Below are 17486 nucleotides of genomic sequence, written 5' to 3' on the forward strand. Positions count from 1 at the left end.
CATACAGTAAAGTTGGTTACCCAATTTATTCATTTTTTCTAGTTGATACAGATGGATTGTTTAGATCTCAAGCTGAAATTGATGCACACAGTAAAAACGGAACACTGATTCAACCAAATGCACAAGTAGGAGATATTAGATATGTAGATTATAATGGAGATGGAGAAATTAATGGAGAAGATAGACAATATAAAGGAAGTGCTTTCCCTAAGTTTGAATATGGATTGAGATTACAAGGTGATTGGAAAGGAATTGATTGTACAATAGCTTTACAAGGAGTAGAAGGAAATAAGATTTATAATGGAAACAATACAGATCTTCAAACGGTAAGATCTAATATTAACTATTCTGCTGCAACATTAGATTCATATACTTTTAATCCAAATTCAAATTTCCCGAGATTAGATATTGATGACAAAAATAATAACGGAGCGGATTATTCTGATCGTTTTCTTGAAGATGGTTCTTATCTTAGAATCAAAACTATTCAAGTTGGGTATACAATACCAAACAGCATAACCAAACAGGTGTCTGTTGATAAATGTAGAATTTATTTTGCAGGAGATAACCTTTATACTTTTACTAAATATTCTGGATATAATCCAGATGTGTCTGCAGATGCATTGGGAGGAAGAGGTATTGATTATAAATCATATCCATTGAGCAAGACAATACTTTTTGGTTTGCAACTTAACTTTTAAATCGACAAAAATGAAAAAGAAATCAATTATATTATATTTAATGACAGGACTTGTGTTTTTAAGTTCATGTGATGATAATCTTGAATTAGAAAATCCAAATCAAAAAACAACATCTTCTTTTTGGAAATCTTCTGAAGATCTTGAATCTGGAGTAGCAACGGTTTACAATACTCTTGTGGACAATAATAATGCGGGGTATTGGGAAATACAGGCAATGCAACTTAAAGAAAATAGAACAGAAAATTTTGTTGCAAGAAATGATGTACCAGACCGTTATGCTGTTTCTTATTATAAGAATGATGCCGGTACGGGCGTGCCAAGAGACATATTTAAAGCATTGTATATTGGGATTTTCCGTGCCAATCAAGTGATTACTTATGCTCCGCAAATTCAAAACATAGACGAAACAAAAAGAGAGCAATTATTAGCTGAAGCTACCTTCTTAAGAGGATTGAATTATTTTAATTTGGTTAACGAGTTTGGGGCTGTGCCTATTACTACAGCATTAGTAGAATCTCAATCAGATTATTTTAAATCAAAATCTACTGAAGCAGAAGTTTGGAGTCAAGTTATATCTGACTTTCAGTTTGCTGCCAATAGTGCTTTGCCAGAGAACTATCCTTCTACTCTTAAAGGAAGAGTGACAAAAAATGCAGCAATTGCTTTTCTAGGAAAAACATATTTGTACCTGAAAGATTGGGCAAAAGCCGAAGAGCAATTTAATAAGTTAGTAAATAATGAAGCTACAAATGGATATGGTCTTGTTGATAATTATGCTGAATTATTTGATGGTAAACATGAAAATAGTAAAGAATCTGTTTTTGAAATTCAATTTAGCAAAGTTGGGGGTTCAACTATTTGGGGAGGAAGTCCAGCCGAAAGAACAAGAGCAACAACAATGGCTCAGGAATGCGCACCTGGTGAAGTAGGTGGATGGAACGAGTTATTGCCTACAACAGTATTATTAAATGCGATGACGAAAGAGAAAACGGTTGATGGTTCATTTGATCCGAGAGCTTTGGCTACTTTGGCTTGGAATTATCCTGGTTGTATTTACTATAATTCAGATTTTGCATCAAAGTTTGGAGCAAATGCTATATGGATTAGAAAAAATCAAAATTGGTGGAATAATGACGAAGGGGATTGGAAATCTGAATTGAATGAATTCGCAATGCGTTATGCTGATGTTTTATTAATGCTTGCCGAAGCAAAAACTATGCAAGGAAATGTAGCTGGAGCAGCGCCATTGGTGAAAAGAATTAGAGATAGAGCGAAATTGGCGGATATTTCAATGGTTGGATGGACTAAAGATCAAATGATGACTGAGATTATGCATCAAAGAAATGTTGAATTTGTTCGTGAGGGACTACATTTCTACGATTTAAGAAGATGGGGAACCTTAGAGGCAGTAATCAAAGCGAGTCAAGTAGGCGGATACCAACTTTTTACTCCTAAATTCTCTTACTATCCAATTCCACAAAGTGAATTGAATAATAATCCGAATATGACCCAGAACTCACCTTGGTAAGTTGTTTTATTTGTTTAAATAGTTAGTTTTTCATAAGTGTTTGGCAAATGATTGATTTAATGTAGGTCAGTCATTTGTCATCTCTTATGATTATTTATTGATAGTTGAATTACTATCGGATATAAATCAATTGAAAGAAGAAGTAAGTTTTAATCATAAAGCATAATTATTAGCGAAATGTTTTTGTAAGAACACAAAATTATAGTGGTTTTATAATTGGTTTACTAGTAATAAATTTTGTTATACATAATACATTTTACATGAAAAAAAATAAAATTTTAGTCTATATTTTTGCGTTCTCATCATTGATTGTCAATGCACAAGAAAAGACTGCAAATAATGATTGGGAAAATCCAGCAGTATTTCAGATTAATAGAGAACCCGCAAGAGCAGCTTTTTTGCCTTATGCTGATGAGTCATCTGCTATTGCGGATGATTACACACGTTCTCCTTGGTTTCTAACATTAGACGGAAAGTGGAAATTTAATTGGTCACCAACACCAGCTGAACGCCCAATTGATTTCTTTAAAACAGATTTTAATACGACCAATTGGAAAGAAATTACTGTGCCATCAAACTGGGAATTAGGTGGATATGGGATTCCTATTTATACTAATATTATCTATCCATTTGTCAAAAATCCACCGTTTATTGATCATGCGGATAATCCAGTGGGGTCTTACCGACGTGCTTTCGAGTTGCCAGAAAACTGGAGCGGACGTCGTGTTTACCTTCATTTTGAAGCAGGAACTTCGGCGATGTATATTTGGGTAAATGGAGAAAAAGTAGGGTATAGTGAAAATACAAAAAGTCCAACTGAATTTGATATAACTAAATATGTAAAAGAAGGTAAAAATCAAGTGGCGGTTGAGGTATATCGCTGGAGTGACGGTTCTTATTTAGAAGATCAAGATTTTTGGCGCTTGTCAGGAATTGACCGTGATGTTTATCTTTATAGTACGGCTAATACCCGTATTGCAGATTTCTTTGCACGTCCGGATCTTGACGATTCCTATAAAAACGGAAGCCTGTCTGTTGATGTTAAACTCAAAAACATGAATGCGGTTGCAAAAAACAATCAAACCGTTGAAGCTAAATTAGTAGATGCAAATGGAAATGAAATTTTCAAAAAAGCAATAAAAATAAATTTAGGGGCTAATTCAACAGAATCAACCACATTCACACAAAATGTTTCATCGCCTAAATTATGGAGTAATGAAACGCCAAATCTTTATACTTTATTACTTACACTAAGGGATGAGGAAGGAAAATTTATTGAAACGCTTTCTACGCAAATCGGCTTCCGAAAAGTAGAATTGAAAAATGGACAATTATTGGTTAATGGTGTTAGAATTATGGTTCACGGTGTCAATATTCATGAGCATAATCCTAAAACTGGACATTATCAGGATAAAGAAACCATGATGAAAGACATTAAGTTAATGAAACAGCTTAATATTAATTCGGTGCGTTGTAGCCATTATCCAAATAATTTAATGTGGGTAAAACTATGTAATAAATATGGTTTGTTTCTCGTAGATGAAGCTAATATCGAAACTCATGGCATGGGAGCTGAATTGCAAGGTTCCTTTGACAAAACAAAACACCCTGCGTATCTGCCTGAGTGGAAAGCTGCTCACATGGATCGTATTTATAGCTTAGTGGAACGCGATAAAAATCAACCATCTGTTATTCTTTGGTCTTTGGGGAATGAATGTGGAAATGGACCTGTTTTTCAAGAGGCTTATAATTGGATCAAAAAGAGAGACAAAACAAGACTGGTTCAATTTGAACAAGCTGGAGAAGAAGATAATACAGATGTGGTTTGCCCAATGTATCCAAGTATGGAATACATGAAAGAATATGCTAAACGTAAAGACGTAAAGCGCCCATATATCATGTGTGAATATGCACATGCTATGGGTAACAGTAGTGGTAATTTTCAAGAATATTGGGACATTATCCATAGTAGTAAAAATATGCAAGGAGGGTTTATCTGGGATTGGGTAGATCAAGGATTTGAAATGACTGATGAGGTAGGACGTAAATATTGGGCTTATGGTGGTGATATGGGAAGTCAAAATTATACGAATGACGAAAATTTTTGTCACAATGGATTAGTTTGGCCAGATCGCACGCCTCATCCGGGTGCTTTTGAAGTAAAAAAGGTGTATCAGGATATATTATTTTCAGGGGTTGATTTGAATAATGGACTTATTCAGGTAGAAAATGGATTTGCTTATACAAATCTTGATAAATACCTATTTAAATATGAGATTTTAGAAAATGGATTGGTTATTAAGAGAGGTACTGTTGATATAAATCTTGCACCGCAATCCAAGAAGCAAATTCAAATTGAATTGCCAAAATTACAATCAAAAGATGGAGTTGAATATCTTTTGAATATTTATGCCTATACTGTTGAAGGGACCGAAGTTTTGCCTCAAAATTTTGAAGTGGCTAGAGAACAATTTTCAATTAGTGAGAGTAAATATTTTGTTAAAGCAGTAGATAAAGGGTCAAAACCTGCTGTTAAAGAAACTAAAGATGGTATTACACTTAGTGCGTCTGGTGTTGAAGTGACAATAAACAAAAACACAGGTCTGATTCAAGATTACATATCAAACGGAGAACGTTTTTTCAATAAGTTACCGGTTCCTAATTTTTGGCGTGCTCCAACGGATAACGATTTTGGAAATTATATGCAAGTAACCAGTAATGTGTGGAGATCGGTGGGAAGATTTAGCAGTTTGAATGCTATTGAGGTTAAAGAAGAATCAGGTAAAACAACTGTTGTGGCAACCCTTTTCTTAAAAGACGTAGCGTCTACATGTACTATTACGTACTCGATGAATTCGGATGGAAGTTTGACCGTTCAAAATTTTTTCAAAGCAGGAAATAATCCATTGGCAGAAATGCCTCGTTTTGGTATGCTGTTCTCTCTCAAAAAAGAGTTGGATAATTTTAGTTACTACGGAAGAGGACCTTGGGAAAACTATCAAGATAGAAATACCTCTTCTTTGAAGGGAATTTATCAAAGTAAAGTTGCAGATCAATATGTTCCTTACACGCGTCCTCAAGAAAATGGATATAAAACAGATGTTCGTTGGTTGACACTTACTAATAATTCAGGGAATGGAATTGAAATCGAAGGTTTACAGCCGTTAGGAGTAAGTGCTCTGCATAATTACCCTGAAGATTTTGATCCAGGTTTGACAAAAAAATACCGTCATATTAATGATATTACACCACGTCATGAAGTTGTAGTGTGTGTCGATTTAGCGCAAAGAGGTGTGGGCGGAGATAATAGTTGGGGAGCTTTGCCACACGAACAATATCAATTGAAAAATAAAGAATACAGTTATGGGTTTGTTATCAAACCTAAAAAAAAATAAAAAAATAAAATTTCACTCCTATTTTAGAAATTATAAATAGGAGTGAAATAAATTGGGCTGAAAGAAAGGATGACGTTAAAATTAATTATTATGAAAAGAATAGAATTCAGTTTAAATAAAAAACGGGTGTTTACATTGTTTTTTATGTTTGGTGTCATCAGTTTATGGGCGCAAAAAGTTACAATACCTATCGCAACCAATAGCAATATGATCTTGTTGCAAACAGATAATAATAATCGTTTGATGACAGTCTATTTTGGGAAGCCTCTGGCAAATGCTAGTGAATATCTAGCGGTTTCTGGAGCTTATAATTTCAAAGATGAAAATGCAGGAATTTACAATGGAGCCTATACTCCGGCAGGAACTTGGAATCTTTCGGAGCCAGCTATTCAAGTAAAACATGCAGATGGGAATCCATCTTTGGAACTTAAATATGTAAGTCATAAAACAGAAAAAGTTGACGCTAATTCTTCTATTACAAGTATCGTTTTAAAAGATCCAGTTTATCCATTTGAGGTGACTTTGTTTTATAAAATTTGGGCAAAAGAGAATGTAATCGAACAATGGTCGGAAATAAAACATAATGAAAAGAAGCCGGTTCTGTTGCAGAAATTTGCTTCAGCCAATTTATATTTCACCAATAAGGATTTTTATTTGACCAGTTTTCAAGGGCAGTATTTAAAAGAAATGCAGCCTATTGAGTCAAAACTTTTGCAAGGAATTAGAACGGTTGATTCTAAACTGGGAACAAGAGCGATGTTGCTTCAAAATCCTAATTTTATTTTATCTTTTGGAAAACCTGCTTCAGATACTGATGGGACAGTTATGCTAGGGCAATTGGCTTGGAGCAGTAATTTTAAATTAGATTTTGAAATTGATTCGTCAAAAAATCTTCGTCTTATTGCAGGGGTTAATCCATATGCTTCTGAATATCTTTTGCCTGCGAACCAAGTTTTTAAAACACCCTCTCTAATATATGCTTTATCTAATAATGGTACTGGCGAGGCCAGTAGAAATCTTCATGACTGGGCAAGAAAATATAGAGTCTTAGATGGGGAAGGACAACGCCTTACATTGTTAAATAATTGGGAAGCTACATATTTTGATTTTGATGAAAATAAAATTGCCGATTTGTTCAAAGATACTAAAGATATTGGGGTTGATATGTTCTTATTAGATGATGGATGGTTTGGAAATAAATATCCTAGAAATGATGATAAAGCGGGTCTTGGTGACTGGAAAGAGAATGCAAAGAAATTACCTCATGGGTTAGGCTATTTAGTGAAAGAAGCCAAAAAAGAAGGAATTAAATTTGGAATTTGGATTGAACCTGAAATGGTAAATCCTAAAAGCGAGTTATATGAAAAGCATTTAGACTGGGTAATTCGACAACCGGAAAGACCAGAAGTGTATTATAGAAACCAATTAGTTCTTGATTTGTCAAATCCGGAAGTACAGGATTTTGTGTTTGGAATTGTAGATGACCTTTTTGTAAAAAATCCTGAATTGGCATTTATAAAATGGGATTGTAATGCCGTGATTTACAATGCATACTCAGCCTACCTTAATAAAAAAGGTATTCCACAATCTAATTTATATGTTGATTATATAAGAGGTTTGTATAAAGTACTAGAGAGAATCCGTGCTAAATATCCTAAAGCTCCTATGATGTTATGCTCTGGTGGAGGAGGGCGTGGTGATTATGAAATGTTAAAATACTTTACGGAATTCTGGCCAAGTGATGATACCGAGCCTATTGAAAGAATATTTATGCAATGGGATTATTCTTATTTCTTTCCTTCTATTACAACGGATAATCATGTGACCGACTGGGGAAAACAACCTTTAAAATTCAGAGTCGATGTTGCAAGCATGGGTAAGCTGGGATTTGATATTGTGGTGAGTCATTTAAATGATAAGGATAAATTGTTTTGCAAAGAAGCAATAAAAAATTATAATTCATTCAAAGATGTTGTTTGGCATGGTGATTTGTATCGTTTAGTGAATCCTCATGAAAATGATATTTCGGCATTAATGTATGTTGATAAAGACAAAGGCAAAGCAGTTGTTTTTAATTATTTGGTTAATAATCGATTTATGTTAACAGCAACGCCACTTCCGGTAGTTTTGAAAGGATTAGATCCAAATAAAAAATATGCAATAAAAGAATTGAATCTATATCCAGGAACTAGTTCGACGATACCTTCTGAAAATGTTTTTTCTGGTGATTTTCTTATGAAGGTTGGTATTAATCCGAATGTAAATTTAATGAGAACTAGTGTGGTACTCGAAATAACAGAAGTGAAATAACGCTGTGAAAAAAATAAACGGGTACACGTCTTAAAAGAAACCTCGAATGATAAGCATTCGAGGTTTCTTTTTAAAATCAAAAACTGGTAGGTACTGGTATGTATAATTTAGATTTTATTCTACATTTGAATTTCAAATTTCATAATAAAACAATGGAAATAAAACGCAATTCACAAATTAAAACCACTTCTGTAAAGGAATTGTTTGGCTTAATGCCAGATGGAGAGGAGATATACTCTTACGAATTATCCAACAAAAATGGAATGAAGTTTAAGGTAATCACTTATGGGGCAACAATGACCGAATTGAAAATGCCTTTGAAAAATGGAGACACTGTTGATGTTGTTTTGGGTTTTGATACTTTAGACTCTTATATACAGTCATTTAATTTGGTAAGTCCTCCTTATTTGGGAGCTACCGTAGGAAGATATGCTGGTAGAATTCACAACAGCGCTTTTAATTTGAATGGGCAAAAGGTTGTTCTGAATAAAAATAACAATGATAATTCCTTACATGGTGGCTTCATTGGATTTAGTCAAAAAAATTGGACAGTCAAAAAAGTACATTCAGGCAGAAAATCAGCAATAACCCTGACGTATTCCAGCCCAGCTGGGGAAGAGAATTATCCAGGAAAATTGACTGTTGAACTTACTTATACACTATCAGAAAAAAACGAACTGATTATTCAATATAACGCAAAAACTACAGCGGATACCGTGGTGAATTTGACCCATCACAGTTATTTTAATTTGGACGGTCATTCATCTAGTGTGGTAAATCAGGAATTAATAGTAAACACTCACCGAATGTTGGAAACTACCAATGAAAATATTCCAACTGGTAGGTTTTTGGAAATAGAAAATACCGACTTTGATTTTTTTACGCCAAAAAAATGTCCTTCCAAAATAGACAACACTTTTGTTTTGGACAAAAAGGATGAATTTGCGGCTTCACTTTTTAATAAAAACAATAATTTAAAAATGACAGTGTATACCGATCAGCCTGGAGTTCACATCTATGTTGGAGGAAATTGTTTTAATACGGTGAAAGGAAAAGAAAATGCTGATTATCATCCATTAAGTGGAATTTGTTTTGAAACACAAAACTTTCCGGATGCGCCTAATCACGAACATTTTCCTAGTGCTATTTTAAAAAAAGGGGAGAAATACTCTCATAACACTAGTTATAAGTTCCAATCATTCTAAAAATAGAATCACAATGAAGAAAGCCCTAATTATACTCTCACTTTTCGCTCTGCTGGCTATTCAATTTGCCTGTTCCAGCAGCGATTCTCCAGATACACCTGTAGTAGATCCTCCGGTTGTAGCTGATGACTTTATCCGAGCTGCGGATATTTCATTTCTTCCTGAGATCGAAAGCGCTGGAGTTGTTTTTACCAATAATGGTAAGACCGAAGATATGCTTACCACTTTGAAAAATGCTGGTTGCAACACAATCCGAATCCGTTTATGGAAAAATCCAGCGGGCGGACATTCTGGATTAACTGAGGTAAAAGCACTTGCCACACGTGTTAAACAAGCAGGTTTAAAAGTTTGGCTTACCGTTCATTATTCTGATACTTGGGCAGATCCAGGGACCCAGACTACTCCAGCCGAATGGAAGGACTTGTCTTTTGCCGATTTGAAAACGGCTGTCGCCACTTACACATCTACAATCATAACAGAGATTAATCCTGATATTATCCAAATTGGTAATGAAATAAATAGTGGTTTGCTTTGGCCTCAAGGACATTTGATTAATCAAGAGGCGCAATGCATTGCTTTGTTGTCGACTGCCAGTGCTACCATTAGAAGTAAAGCGCCAAAAACAAAAATAATGATTCATTATGCAGGTGTAAGCGCATCAGACACCAATTGGTTTTTTACCAAAGTTAAAAGTGTAGATTACGATTATATAGGTCTTTCCTATTATCCAGTTTGGCATGGTAAAGATTTGGCTGTTGTAAAAAGCACGATTGATGCTTTGGGAAGTAAGTTCAGTAAAAAAGTTGTTATTGCGGAGACTGCTTATCCATTCACATTAAACTGGAATGATTGGACGAATAACATTGTAGGTAAAGAAGAACAACTGGTTTCTAGTTATACTGCAACTCCTGATGGACAAAAAAGTTATATGTTGGCAATAAAAAGTCTTTTAAAAACCTCTCAAAGCGGAATTGGATTTTCATATTGGGGAGGGGAATGGATTTCATTCAAAGGAGATGAAGCCAAGAATGGTTCTACTTTCGAAAACCAAGCGCTTTATGATTTTGATAATAAGGCCTTACCAGTTTTGCAAGTTTTCAGTTTAAATTAGAAGAAGATGAAAAAAATATATAGTTCATTAATAATTCTTTTAGTATTGGTTTTTACATATTGTACTACCAATAAAACAATCCAACAACCCAAAGAAGATGCTTTCGCCAAAGGAGCCGATGTGGGTTGGTTGCCACAAATGGAAGCTACCGGATATAAATTTTATGATGCCGACGGAACTAAAAAAGATTGCTTGCAATTGTTGAAAGACCGAGGAATGAATACCATTAGACTTCGTGTTTGGGTAAATCCTTCGAATGATCCGTCAACTGGTCATTGTAGTAAGGAAGAAACGGTAGCAATGGCAATCCGTGCACAAAAAATGGGAATGCGAATCATGATTGACTTTCATTATAGTGATTCTTGGGCAGATCCTGGCAAACAAAATAAACCTTTGGAATGGAAAAATCATACTTTCTCAGAATTATTGAATGATGTTTATTTTCACACAACCGATGTTTTGGAAGCTTTGAAATCAGTAGGGATTACACCAGAATGGGTACAGGTTGGCAATGAAATTCCTGGTGGTATGCTTTGGCCAGAAGGAAGTACAGACAACTTCAATCAATTGGCACAATTACTCAATAAAGGTTATGATGCGACCAAAGCTGTAGATAAGAATATCAAAGTTATTGTTCACTTAGACGAAGGAAATAACAGTAAAAAGTTCAGATGGTTTTTTGATAATGCAAAAGCAAATAATGTGAAGTATGATGTGATTGGATTGTCATATTACCCTTTTTGGATTAAAACTGATTATAAAGAAAATATTGCCGATTTAGCTAATAATCTAAATGATATGGCGGCTAGATACGACAAAGAAGTGATGGTTGTTGAGGTTGGTGGAATTGATACTCAAGAGCAAAACACGCACGACATGTTAGTAGCTGTTATAAAAGCAGTAAAAGCAGTACCAAATAATAAAGGACTTGGTGTAATTTATTGGGAGCCTGAAGGTGCTAAATCATGGAGTAAATATGAATTGAGTGCTTGGAGATCAGATGGAAAACCTTCAATGGCACTGGATGCTTTTAAAGAATAGGTTTGACTATTCAGCTTAAAAAGCGCATCGATATTAAATAATTTATAAAGGTTTAAAAATGAAGAAACTGATAAGTATTCTCGTTATATTTTTAGCATTTACACAAATGGCTTTGTCCCAAACAAGAGAGGTTAAAGTGCTAGATACCAATTGGAAATTTCAAAAAGGTGATTATGAAGAGGCGTATAAAGTAAATTTTAATGATTCAAAATGGGAATCTGTAACTGTTCCACATGATTGGGCAATTTACGGGCCTTTTGATAAAAATGTAGACATTCAGAAGGTTGCCATTGTTCAAAACGGAGAAAAAGTGGCTACCGAAAAAACTGGGCGAACAGGTGCTTTACCTCATATTGGAACAGCGTGGTATCGCAATAAATTTACATTGCCTAAAGGGTCAAAAGGAAAAAAAATACTCTTGCTTTTTGAAGGTGCAATGAGCGAATCTCAAGTGTATTTAAACGGAACAAAAGTTGGAGAATGGGCATATGGCTATAGCTACTTTTATTTTGATGTTTCCCAATTCATTCAAGAAGGACAAAACACATTATCAGTAAAGCTAAGCAATAAAGAATTTGCTTCACGTTGGTATCCTGGTGCCGGTTTATATCGAAAAGTAAGTGTTATTGTGAAAAATAACGAAAGCATTGACCAATGGGGGCAGTTTGTAACGACACCTTTTATAAGTGAAGAAGTTGCTAAAGTTAATATTAAGACTAAAGCTTCTGGAGAAAATACTCGTTTAGTCACCACTATTTTTGATGCTGACGGGCACAAATTAAATTCAGAAGAATCGACTATTCGATTCGGAAATGAGTTCGATCAAAATATAAAAGTAGAAAAGCCAAAATTATGGAGTCCCGAAACCCCTTATTTGTATAAAGCGGTTTCCCAATTGTATGTTGGAAAAGAGTTGAAAGATGAAATTTCAACACGTTTTGGAATTCGTGAAATAAAATATGAGGCCAATAAAGGTTTTAGCCTTAATGGAAAGATAACCAAATTTAAAGGGGTTTGTCTTCACCACGATCTTGGTCCCCTCGGAGCTGCAGTAAATAAAGCCGCACTGCGCAGGCAAATGAAGATATTAAAAGACATGGGCTGTAATGCGATACGCAGTTCGCACAATATGCCCTCTTTCGAGCAGCTTGAGTTGGCAGATGAAATGGGTTTTATGTTTCTAGCGGAGAGTTTTGATGAATGGGCAAAGCCAAAAGTAGAAAATGGTTATCACCGTTTTTTTGATGAATATGCCGAAAAAGACATTGTTAGTTTAGTGCAGGCAACAAGAAATCATCCTTCTATTGTGATGTGGAGTTCTGGAAATGAAGTGCCAGATCAATGGGGAGAAGCTGGTGTAAAACGAGCCAAGTGGTTGCAGGAAATTTTTCATAGAGAAGACCCAACACGTCCAGTAACGGTTGGTATGGATCAGGTAAAAGCGACTATGGAATCTGGTTTTGGAGCTCTACTGGATATTCCGGGATTGAATTATCGCGTGCATTTATATGATGAGGCATTTAATAAATTTCCGCAAGGGTTTATTTTAGGTTCAGAAACAGCTTCAACGGTTAGCTCTAGAGGGATTTATAAATTCCCTGTGGTTCAAGAGAAAATGAAACAGTATCCTGATTTTCAGTCTTCATCTTATGATTTGGAAGCATGCAGCTGGTCGAATGTGCCTGATGAAGATTTTGTGCTTCAAGATGATAAACCTTGGGTAATTGGCGAATTTGTTTGGACTGGTTTTGATTATTTAGGAGAACCTACACCTTATGACGAAAGCTGGCCGTCCCGAAGTTCTTATTTCGGAATTAACGATTTAGCCGGTTTACCTAAAGATCGTTATTATTTATACCGAAGCCGTTGGAATACAAAGGAATCAACGCTTCACATCCTCCCGCACTGGAACTGGGAAGGCCGTGAAGGAGAGACAACCCCTGTTTTTGTATATACGAGTTACAACAGCGCCGAACTTTTTGTTAATGGAAAAAGTATGGGAGTTCAGAAAAAAAATAAAAACACACCTCAGAATCGCTATCGTCTGATGTGGATGGATGTAAAATATGAACCGGGAACGGTAAAAGTTGTGGCTTTTGATGACAATGGTAAAGCTGTTGCCGAAGAAGAAGTACATACTGCCGGTAAACCTTATCAAATTGTTTTAGACGCAGACAGGAAAACAATCACAGCCAATGGCGAGGATATTTCCTTTGTAACAGTATCTGTAGTTGATAAAAATGGAATTCTTTGTCCTACGGCGACTAATCAGTTAAAATTTAAGGTTACAGGAGCGGGTACTTACAGGGCTGCCTGCAATGGCGATGCTACTTCACTCGAAATATTTCATAAAGATACCATGAAACTTTTTAGCGGAAAATTAGTAGTGCTTGTAAAATCGACAACAGCTACTGGTGATATAAAACTTGAAGTAAATGGTGCTGGGCTCAAGAGTGGTAAATTGACCTTGGTATCTACGAAATAAATAAAAAGCTGAAGCGGGTATTGCAACCATACTTTTTAAAGCAAAAGATCTAAAAAAGAAAATTGTTGTTCAGGCTTCCAGTACAATTTTAAAATCTAATATTTTAACAATTTCAAAATAATGAACGATTTATTAATAAAAAAAACGACGGCTTTTTTTCAGGAAACTTTTGGTAACGCTCCTGAAAAAATAGTGCTTTCCCCGGGAAGAATTAACATCATTGGAGAACATATCGATTATAATGATGGCTATGTTTTGCCTGCTGCGATCGACAAAATCATTTGTTTCGCTTTCGCAAAAAACAATTCAAAGAAATCCAAAATTGTTGCCATAGACTTGAATGAAGAATTTGAAGTTGATTTGACTCAAACTATTTCATTGAGCAAAGTGGTTTGGAGTAATTATATTTTAGGTGTAATCAAGCAATTGCAGGATAAAGGCTTTTCATTCGATGGTTTCAATTGTGTTTTTAGCAGTAACATTCCTGTTGGTTCGGGATTGTCTTCATCGGCAGCTTTAGAGTGTGGTACGATTTTCGGAATAAAAGAACTTTATAATCTGTCAATTCCTAAAGTGGATATTGCTCTAATGGGGCAAAAAGCAGAACACTGGGTTGGAATCAATTGCGGGATTATGGACCAGTTTTCGAGTGTTATGGGTTTAGAAAATAAAGTCATAAAAATTGATTGCAAAACATTGGAATACGAATACCACAACGCTGATTTCAATGATTATTCCCTTATTTTATTTGATAGTAATGTAAAGCATTCTCTGTTTTCTTCGGCTTACAATACCAGAAGAGAAGAGTGCGAAGAAGGTCTTTCGATTATAAAAAGTAACTTTCCGGAGATTACCAGCTTCAGGGATTGTACCGAAAGCCATGTGCTACAATTAAAAGATAAAATGACTCCTAATGTATTTGTAAGATGTCATTATGTTGTTAAAGAAATTCATCGTGTTGCACTTGCCTGCGAAGCTTTGGATAAAGGAGACATCGAAGCGCTAGGGAAATTACTTTTTGATACACACGAAGGTTTGTCCAAAGAGTATTTGGTAAGTTGTGATGAGTTGGATTTTATTGTTGATACTCTAAAAGAAGAGAAAGCAGTAATAGGGTCACGATTAATGGGAGGCGGTTTTGGTGGTTGCACCATCAATTTGATTAAAAAAGGAGAAGAAGAAGCTATTAAATCAAAACTTACTAAGTTGTATAAAGAGGCTTTTGATATAGAATTGAAAATTTATGATGTGAAAATCGGAAACGGTACATCATTACATAATATGAATTAATATGAAAAAGTTTGATATTTATGAAGATCCGCACAGACGCTTCAATCCATTAATTAACGAATGGGTTTTGGTGTCTCCGCACAGGGCGAAAAGGCCTTGGCAAGGACAGAACGAAAAAATTCATACGGATGCGCTTCCGGAATATGATGCAACTTGTTATTTGTGTCCAGGGAACGTTCGTGCCAATGGTGAAAATAATCCGAAGTATGAATCGAGTTTTGTTTTTGAGAATGATTTTGCGGCTGTTAAACAAGAACCGATTGCATTTGAAGAAGAAACAAAACCAACTTTCTTCAAAGCAAAACCGGAACGCGGTATTGCCAGAGTGGTTTGTTTTTCGCCAAGACATGATTTGACTTTGCCGGAAATGGATCTTCCATCAATTGAGACTATTATTAGAACTTGGCAAAAGGAATACACTGAATTAGGAAGTGTAGATTACATCAACCACGTTCAGATTTTTGAAAACAAAGGAAGCGTAATGGGTTGTAGTAATCCGCATCCTCACGGGCAAATATGGGCGCAATCTTCTTTGCCAACACAAGTAGAGAAAACACAAAATAGTTTGAAAGATTATTTCGAGAAAAATCAGAGCAATCTTTTACTGGATTACTTGAAAGAAGAATTAAAACTAAAGGAACGTATCGTAATTGAGAATGAACATTTCGTGGCATTGGTTCCTTTTTGGGCAATTTGGCCATTTGAAACGATGGTTATAAGCAAAAGACATATTACAAAAATAACGGAGTTCACTTCAGAAGAAGTTTCGGCTTATGCTTCAATTTTAAAGGCATTAACGATAAAATACGATAATCTTTTTGAAACGTCTTTTCCGTATTCTTCTGGAATTCATCAGGCGCCGACGGATGGGGAATCACACCCAGAATGGCAATTTCACATGCATTTTTATCCACCGTTGTTGCGTTCGGCTTCTGTGAAGAAATTTATGGTAGGTTACGAAATGATGGGAGAGGCACAAAGAGATATTACTCCAGAAAAAAGTGCTGCAGTATTGAAAGCGTTACCAGAGGTGCATTATAAAAACAAATAAAATGAGTAAGATAGTAGTTACAGGTGGTTTGGGTTTCATAGGATCCCATACTGTTGTCGAATTGCAAAATCAAGGTTTTGAAGTAGTCGTTATAGATAATTTGTCGAATTCTTCTATTGAAGTTTTAGACGGTATTGAACGCATTACTGGTAAAAAACCGATTTTTTCTGCAATCGATTTGAGAGAAAAAATGGCTGTTCAAAATTTCTTTATGGAGCATAATGATGTTGCGGGAGTAATTCATTTTGCAGCCTCCAAAGCTGTTGGCGAAAGCGTTAAAAATCCATTGTTGTATTATGAAAACAACTTGGGAGCTTTAGTTTATATTTTGCAGGAATTAGAGAAAAAGAAAGAAGCACATTTTATCTTTAGCTCATCTTGTACAGTTTACGGTCAAGCCGAAGTGATGCCTATTGCCGAAACAACTCCGATTCAGCCAGCTTTGTCTCCTTACGGGAATACAAAACAGATAGGCGAGGAGATTATTTCTGATGTAGTTAAGGTAAGTGGTATAAATGCTATTTTACTTCGTTATTTCAATCCTATCGGTGCACATCCTTCTGGAGAAATTGGGGAATTGCCTATCGGAGTTCCTCAAAACTTAGTTCCATTTATCACTCAAGCAGGAATGGGTTTGCGTGCCGAATTATCAGTTTACGGGAATGATTATCCAACAGTCGATGGAACTTGTGTTCGCGACTATATTCACGTAGTCGATTTAGCGAAAGCGCACGTAATTGCATTGCAAAGGTTATTGAATAAAAAGAATTTGGAGCCATTAGAGATTTTCAATCTGGGAACAGGAACAGGAAGTTCCGTATTGGAAGTGATTGCCGCTTTTGAAAAAGTAAGTGGTCAAAAATTGCCATACAAAATTGTGGAAAGAAGAGAAGGTGATGTGACTGAGGCCTACGCCAATACCGATAAAGCGAATACTGTTTTGGGTTGGAAAACTGTTTCGACACTGGAAGAAGCCATGGACAGTGCTTGGAAATGGGAACAAAAGATTCGAACCAGTCCCGAATTTGCATCGTAATAATTATAATTAAACAGGTTAATCGTACTGTTTTGCGTTGTTTTGTGCTAAATTAAAAATAAATGTAAAAAACACATTTATAAGTATTAAAAATAAATATTTTTATTTTACATTTGGCTTCAATAATTCATAAAAAAAGAATGGAATTAAAATACATATGATATTTTGCAGTTGATTACATTGTTGAAATGTAAAATTTTTTCTAAAAAGAAAGTATTTTAATACCAAAAAGCAGTAGATTACAGATTACAAAATATAAGTACAAAAGAATAACCACATTTTATTAATTTTTTAAAACAACTATTTACTCATGAGCCAGAACCTTGCTTTTGC

At 35.2% G+C, this 17486-nt stretch carries 10 protein-coding genes and 1 pseudogene; all 11 read left to right on the plus strand.

What is annotated here, in order from left to right; translation table 11 throughout:
* Positions 1 to 701 (plus strand): annotated as a pseudogene (locus VFS71_RS18695) (SusC/RagA family TonB-linked outer membrane protein); the annotation flags it as partial.
* Between the two features lie 10 nt (positions 702 to 711).
* On the plus strand, positions 712 to 2229 hold the full coding sequence (locus VFS71_RS18700; protein ID WP_326403156.1) for a RagB/SusD family nutrient uptake outer membrane protein: 1518 nt from the start codon (positions 712 to 714) through the stop codon (positions 2227 to 2229).
* Positions 2230 to 2489: 260 nt separating this feature from the next.
* Positions 2490 to 5624 (plus strand): glycoside hydrolase family 2 TIM barrel-domain containing protein, encoded by a 3135-nt coding sequence (locus VFS71_RS18705; RefSeq protein WP_326403157.1) that lies wholly within the window; start codon positions 2490 to 2492, stop codon positions 5622 to 5624.
* Between the two features lie 90 nt (positions 5625 to 5714).
* Positions 5715 to 7934 (plus strand): alpha-galactosidase, encoded by a 2220-nt coding sequence (locus tag VFS71_RS18710; protein WP_326403158.1) that lies wholly within the window; start codon positions 5715 to 5717, stop codon positions 7932 to 7934.
* A gap of 152 nt (positions 7935 to 8086) precedes the next feature.
* The gene (locus tag VFS71_RS18715) at positions 8087 to 9139 is read left to right on the plus strand and encodes an aldose epimerase family protein (RefSeq protein WP_326403160.1); all 1053 of its coding nucleotides are present in this window, start codon (positions 8087 to 8089) and stop codon (positions 9137 to 9139) included.
* A 13-nt stretch (positions 9140 to 9152) separates the two neighbouring features.
* Complete coding sequence (locus VFS71_RS18720) at positions 9153 to 10250, plus strand: glycoside hydrolase family 53 protein (protein ID WP_326403162.1); 1098 nt, start codon at positions 9153 to 9155, stop codon at positions 10248 to 10250.
* 6 nt (positions 10251 to 10256) lie between these two features.
* A complete protein-coding gene (locus VFS71_RS18725) occupies positions 10257 to 11291 on the plus strand; it encodes a glycoside hydrolase family 53 protein (protein ID WP_326403164.1) in 1035 nt (344 codons plus the stop codon).
* A gap of 58 nt (positions 11292 to 11349) precedes the next feature.
* Positions 11350 to 13776: a DUF4982 domain-containing protein gene (locus tag VFS71_RS18730; protein WP_326403165.1), complete on the plus strand. Its 2427-nt coding sequence runs from the start codon at positions 11350 to 11352 to the stop codon at positions 13774 to 13776.
* Between the two features lie 120 nt (positions 13777 to 13896).
* Complete coding sequence (galK, locus tag VFS71_RS18735) at positions 13897 to 15066, plus strand: galactokinase (RefSeq protein WP_326403167.1); 1170 nt, start codon at positions 13897 to 13899, stop codon at positions 15064 to 15066.
* 1 nt (position 15067) lies between these two features.
* A complete protein-coding gene (locus VFS71_RS18740) occupies positions 15068 to 16117 on the plus strand; it encodes a UDP-glucose--hexose-1-phosphate uridylyltransferase (protein ID WP_326403168.1) in 1050 nt (349 codons plus the stop codon).
* A 1-nt stretch (position 16118) separates the two neighbouring features.
* Positions 16119 to 17153 carry a UDP-glucose 4-epimerase GalE gene (gene galE / locus VFS71_RS18745; protein WP_326403169.1) on the plus strand — a complete coding sequence of 345 codons (1035 nt, stop codon included), beginning with the start codon at positions 16119 to 16121 and terminating at the stop codon, positions 17151 to 17153.
* Positions 17154 to 17486 lie beyond the last annotated feature (333 nt).

Origin of the sequence: Flavobacterium sp. (genome assembly GCF_035760125.1) — a bacterium.
Classification (GTDB): Bacteria; Bacteroidota; Bacteroidia; order Flavobacteriales; family Flavobacteriaceae; genus Flavobacterium.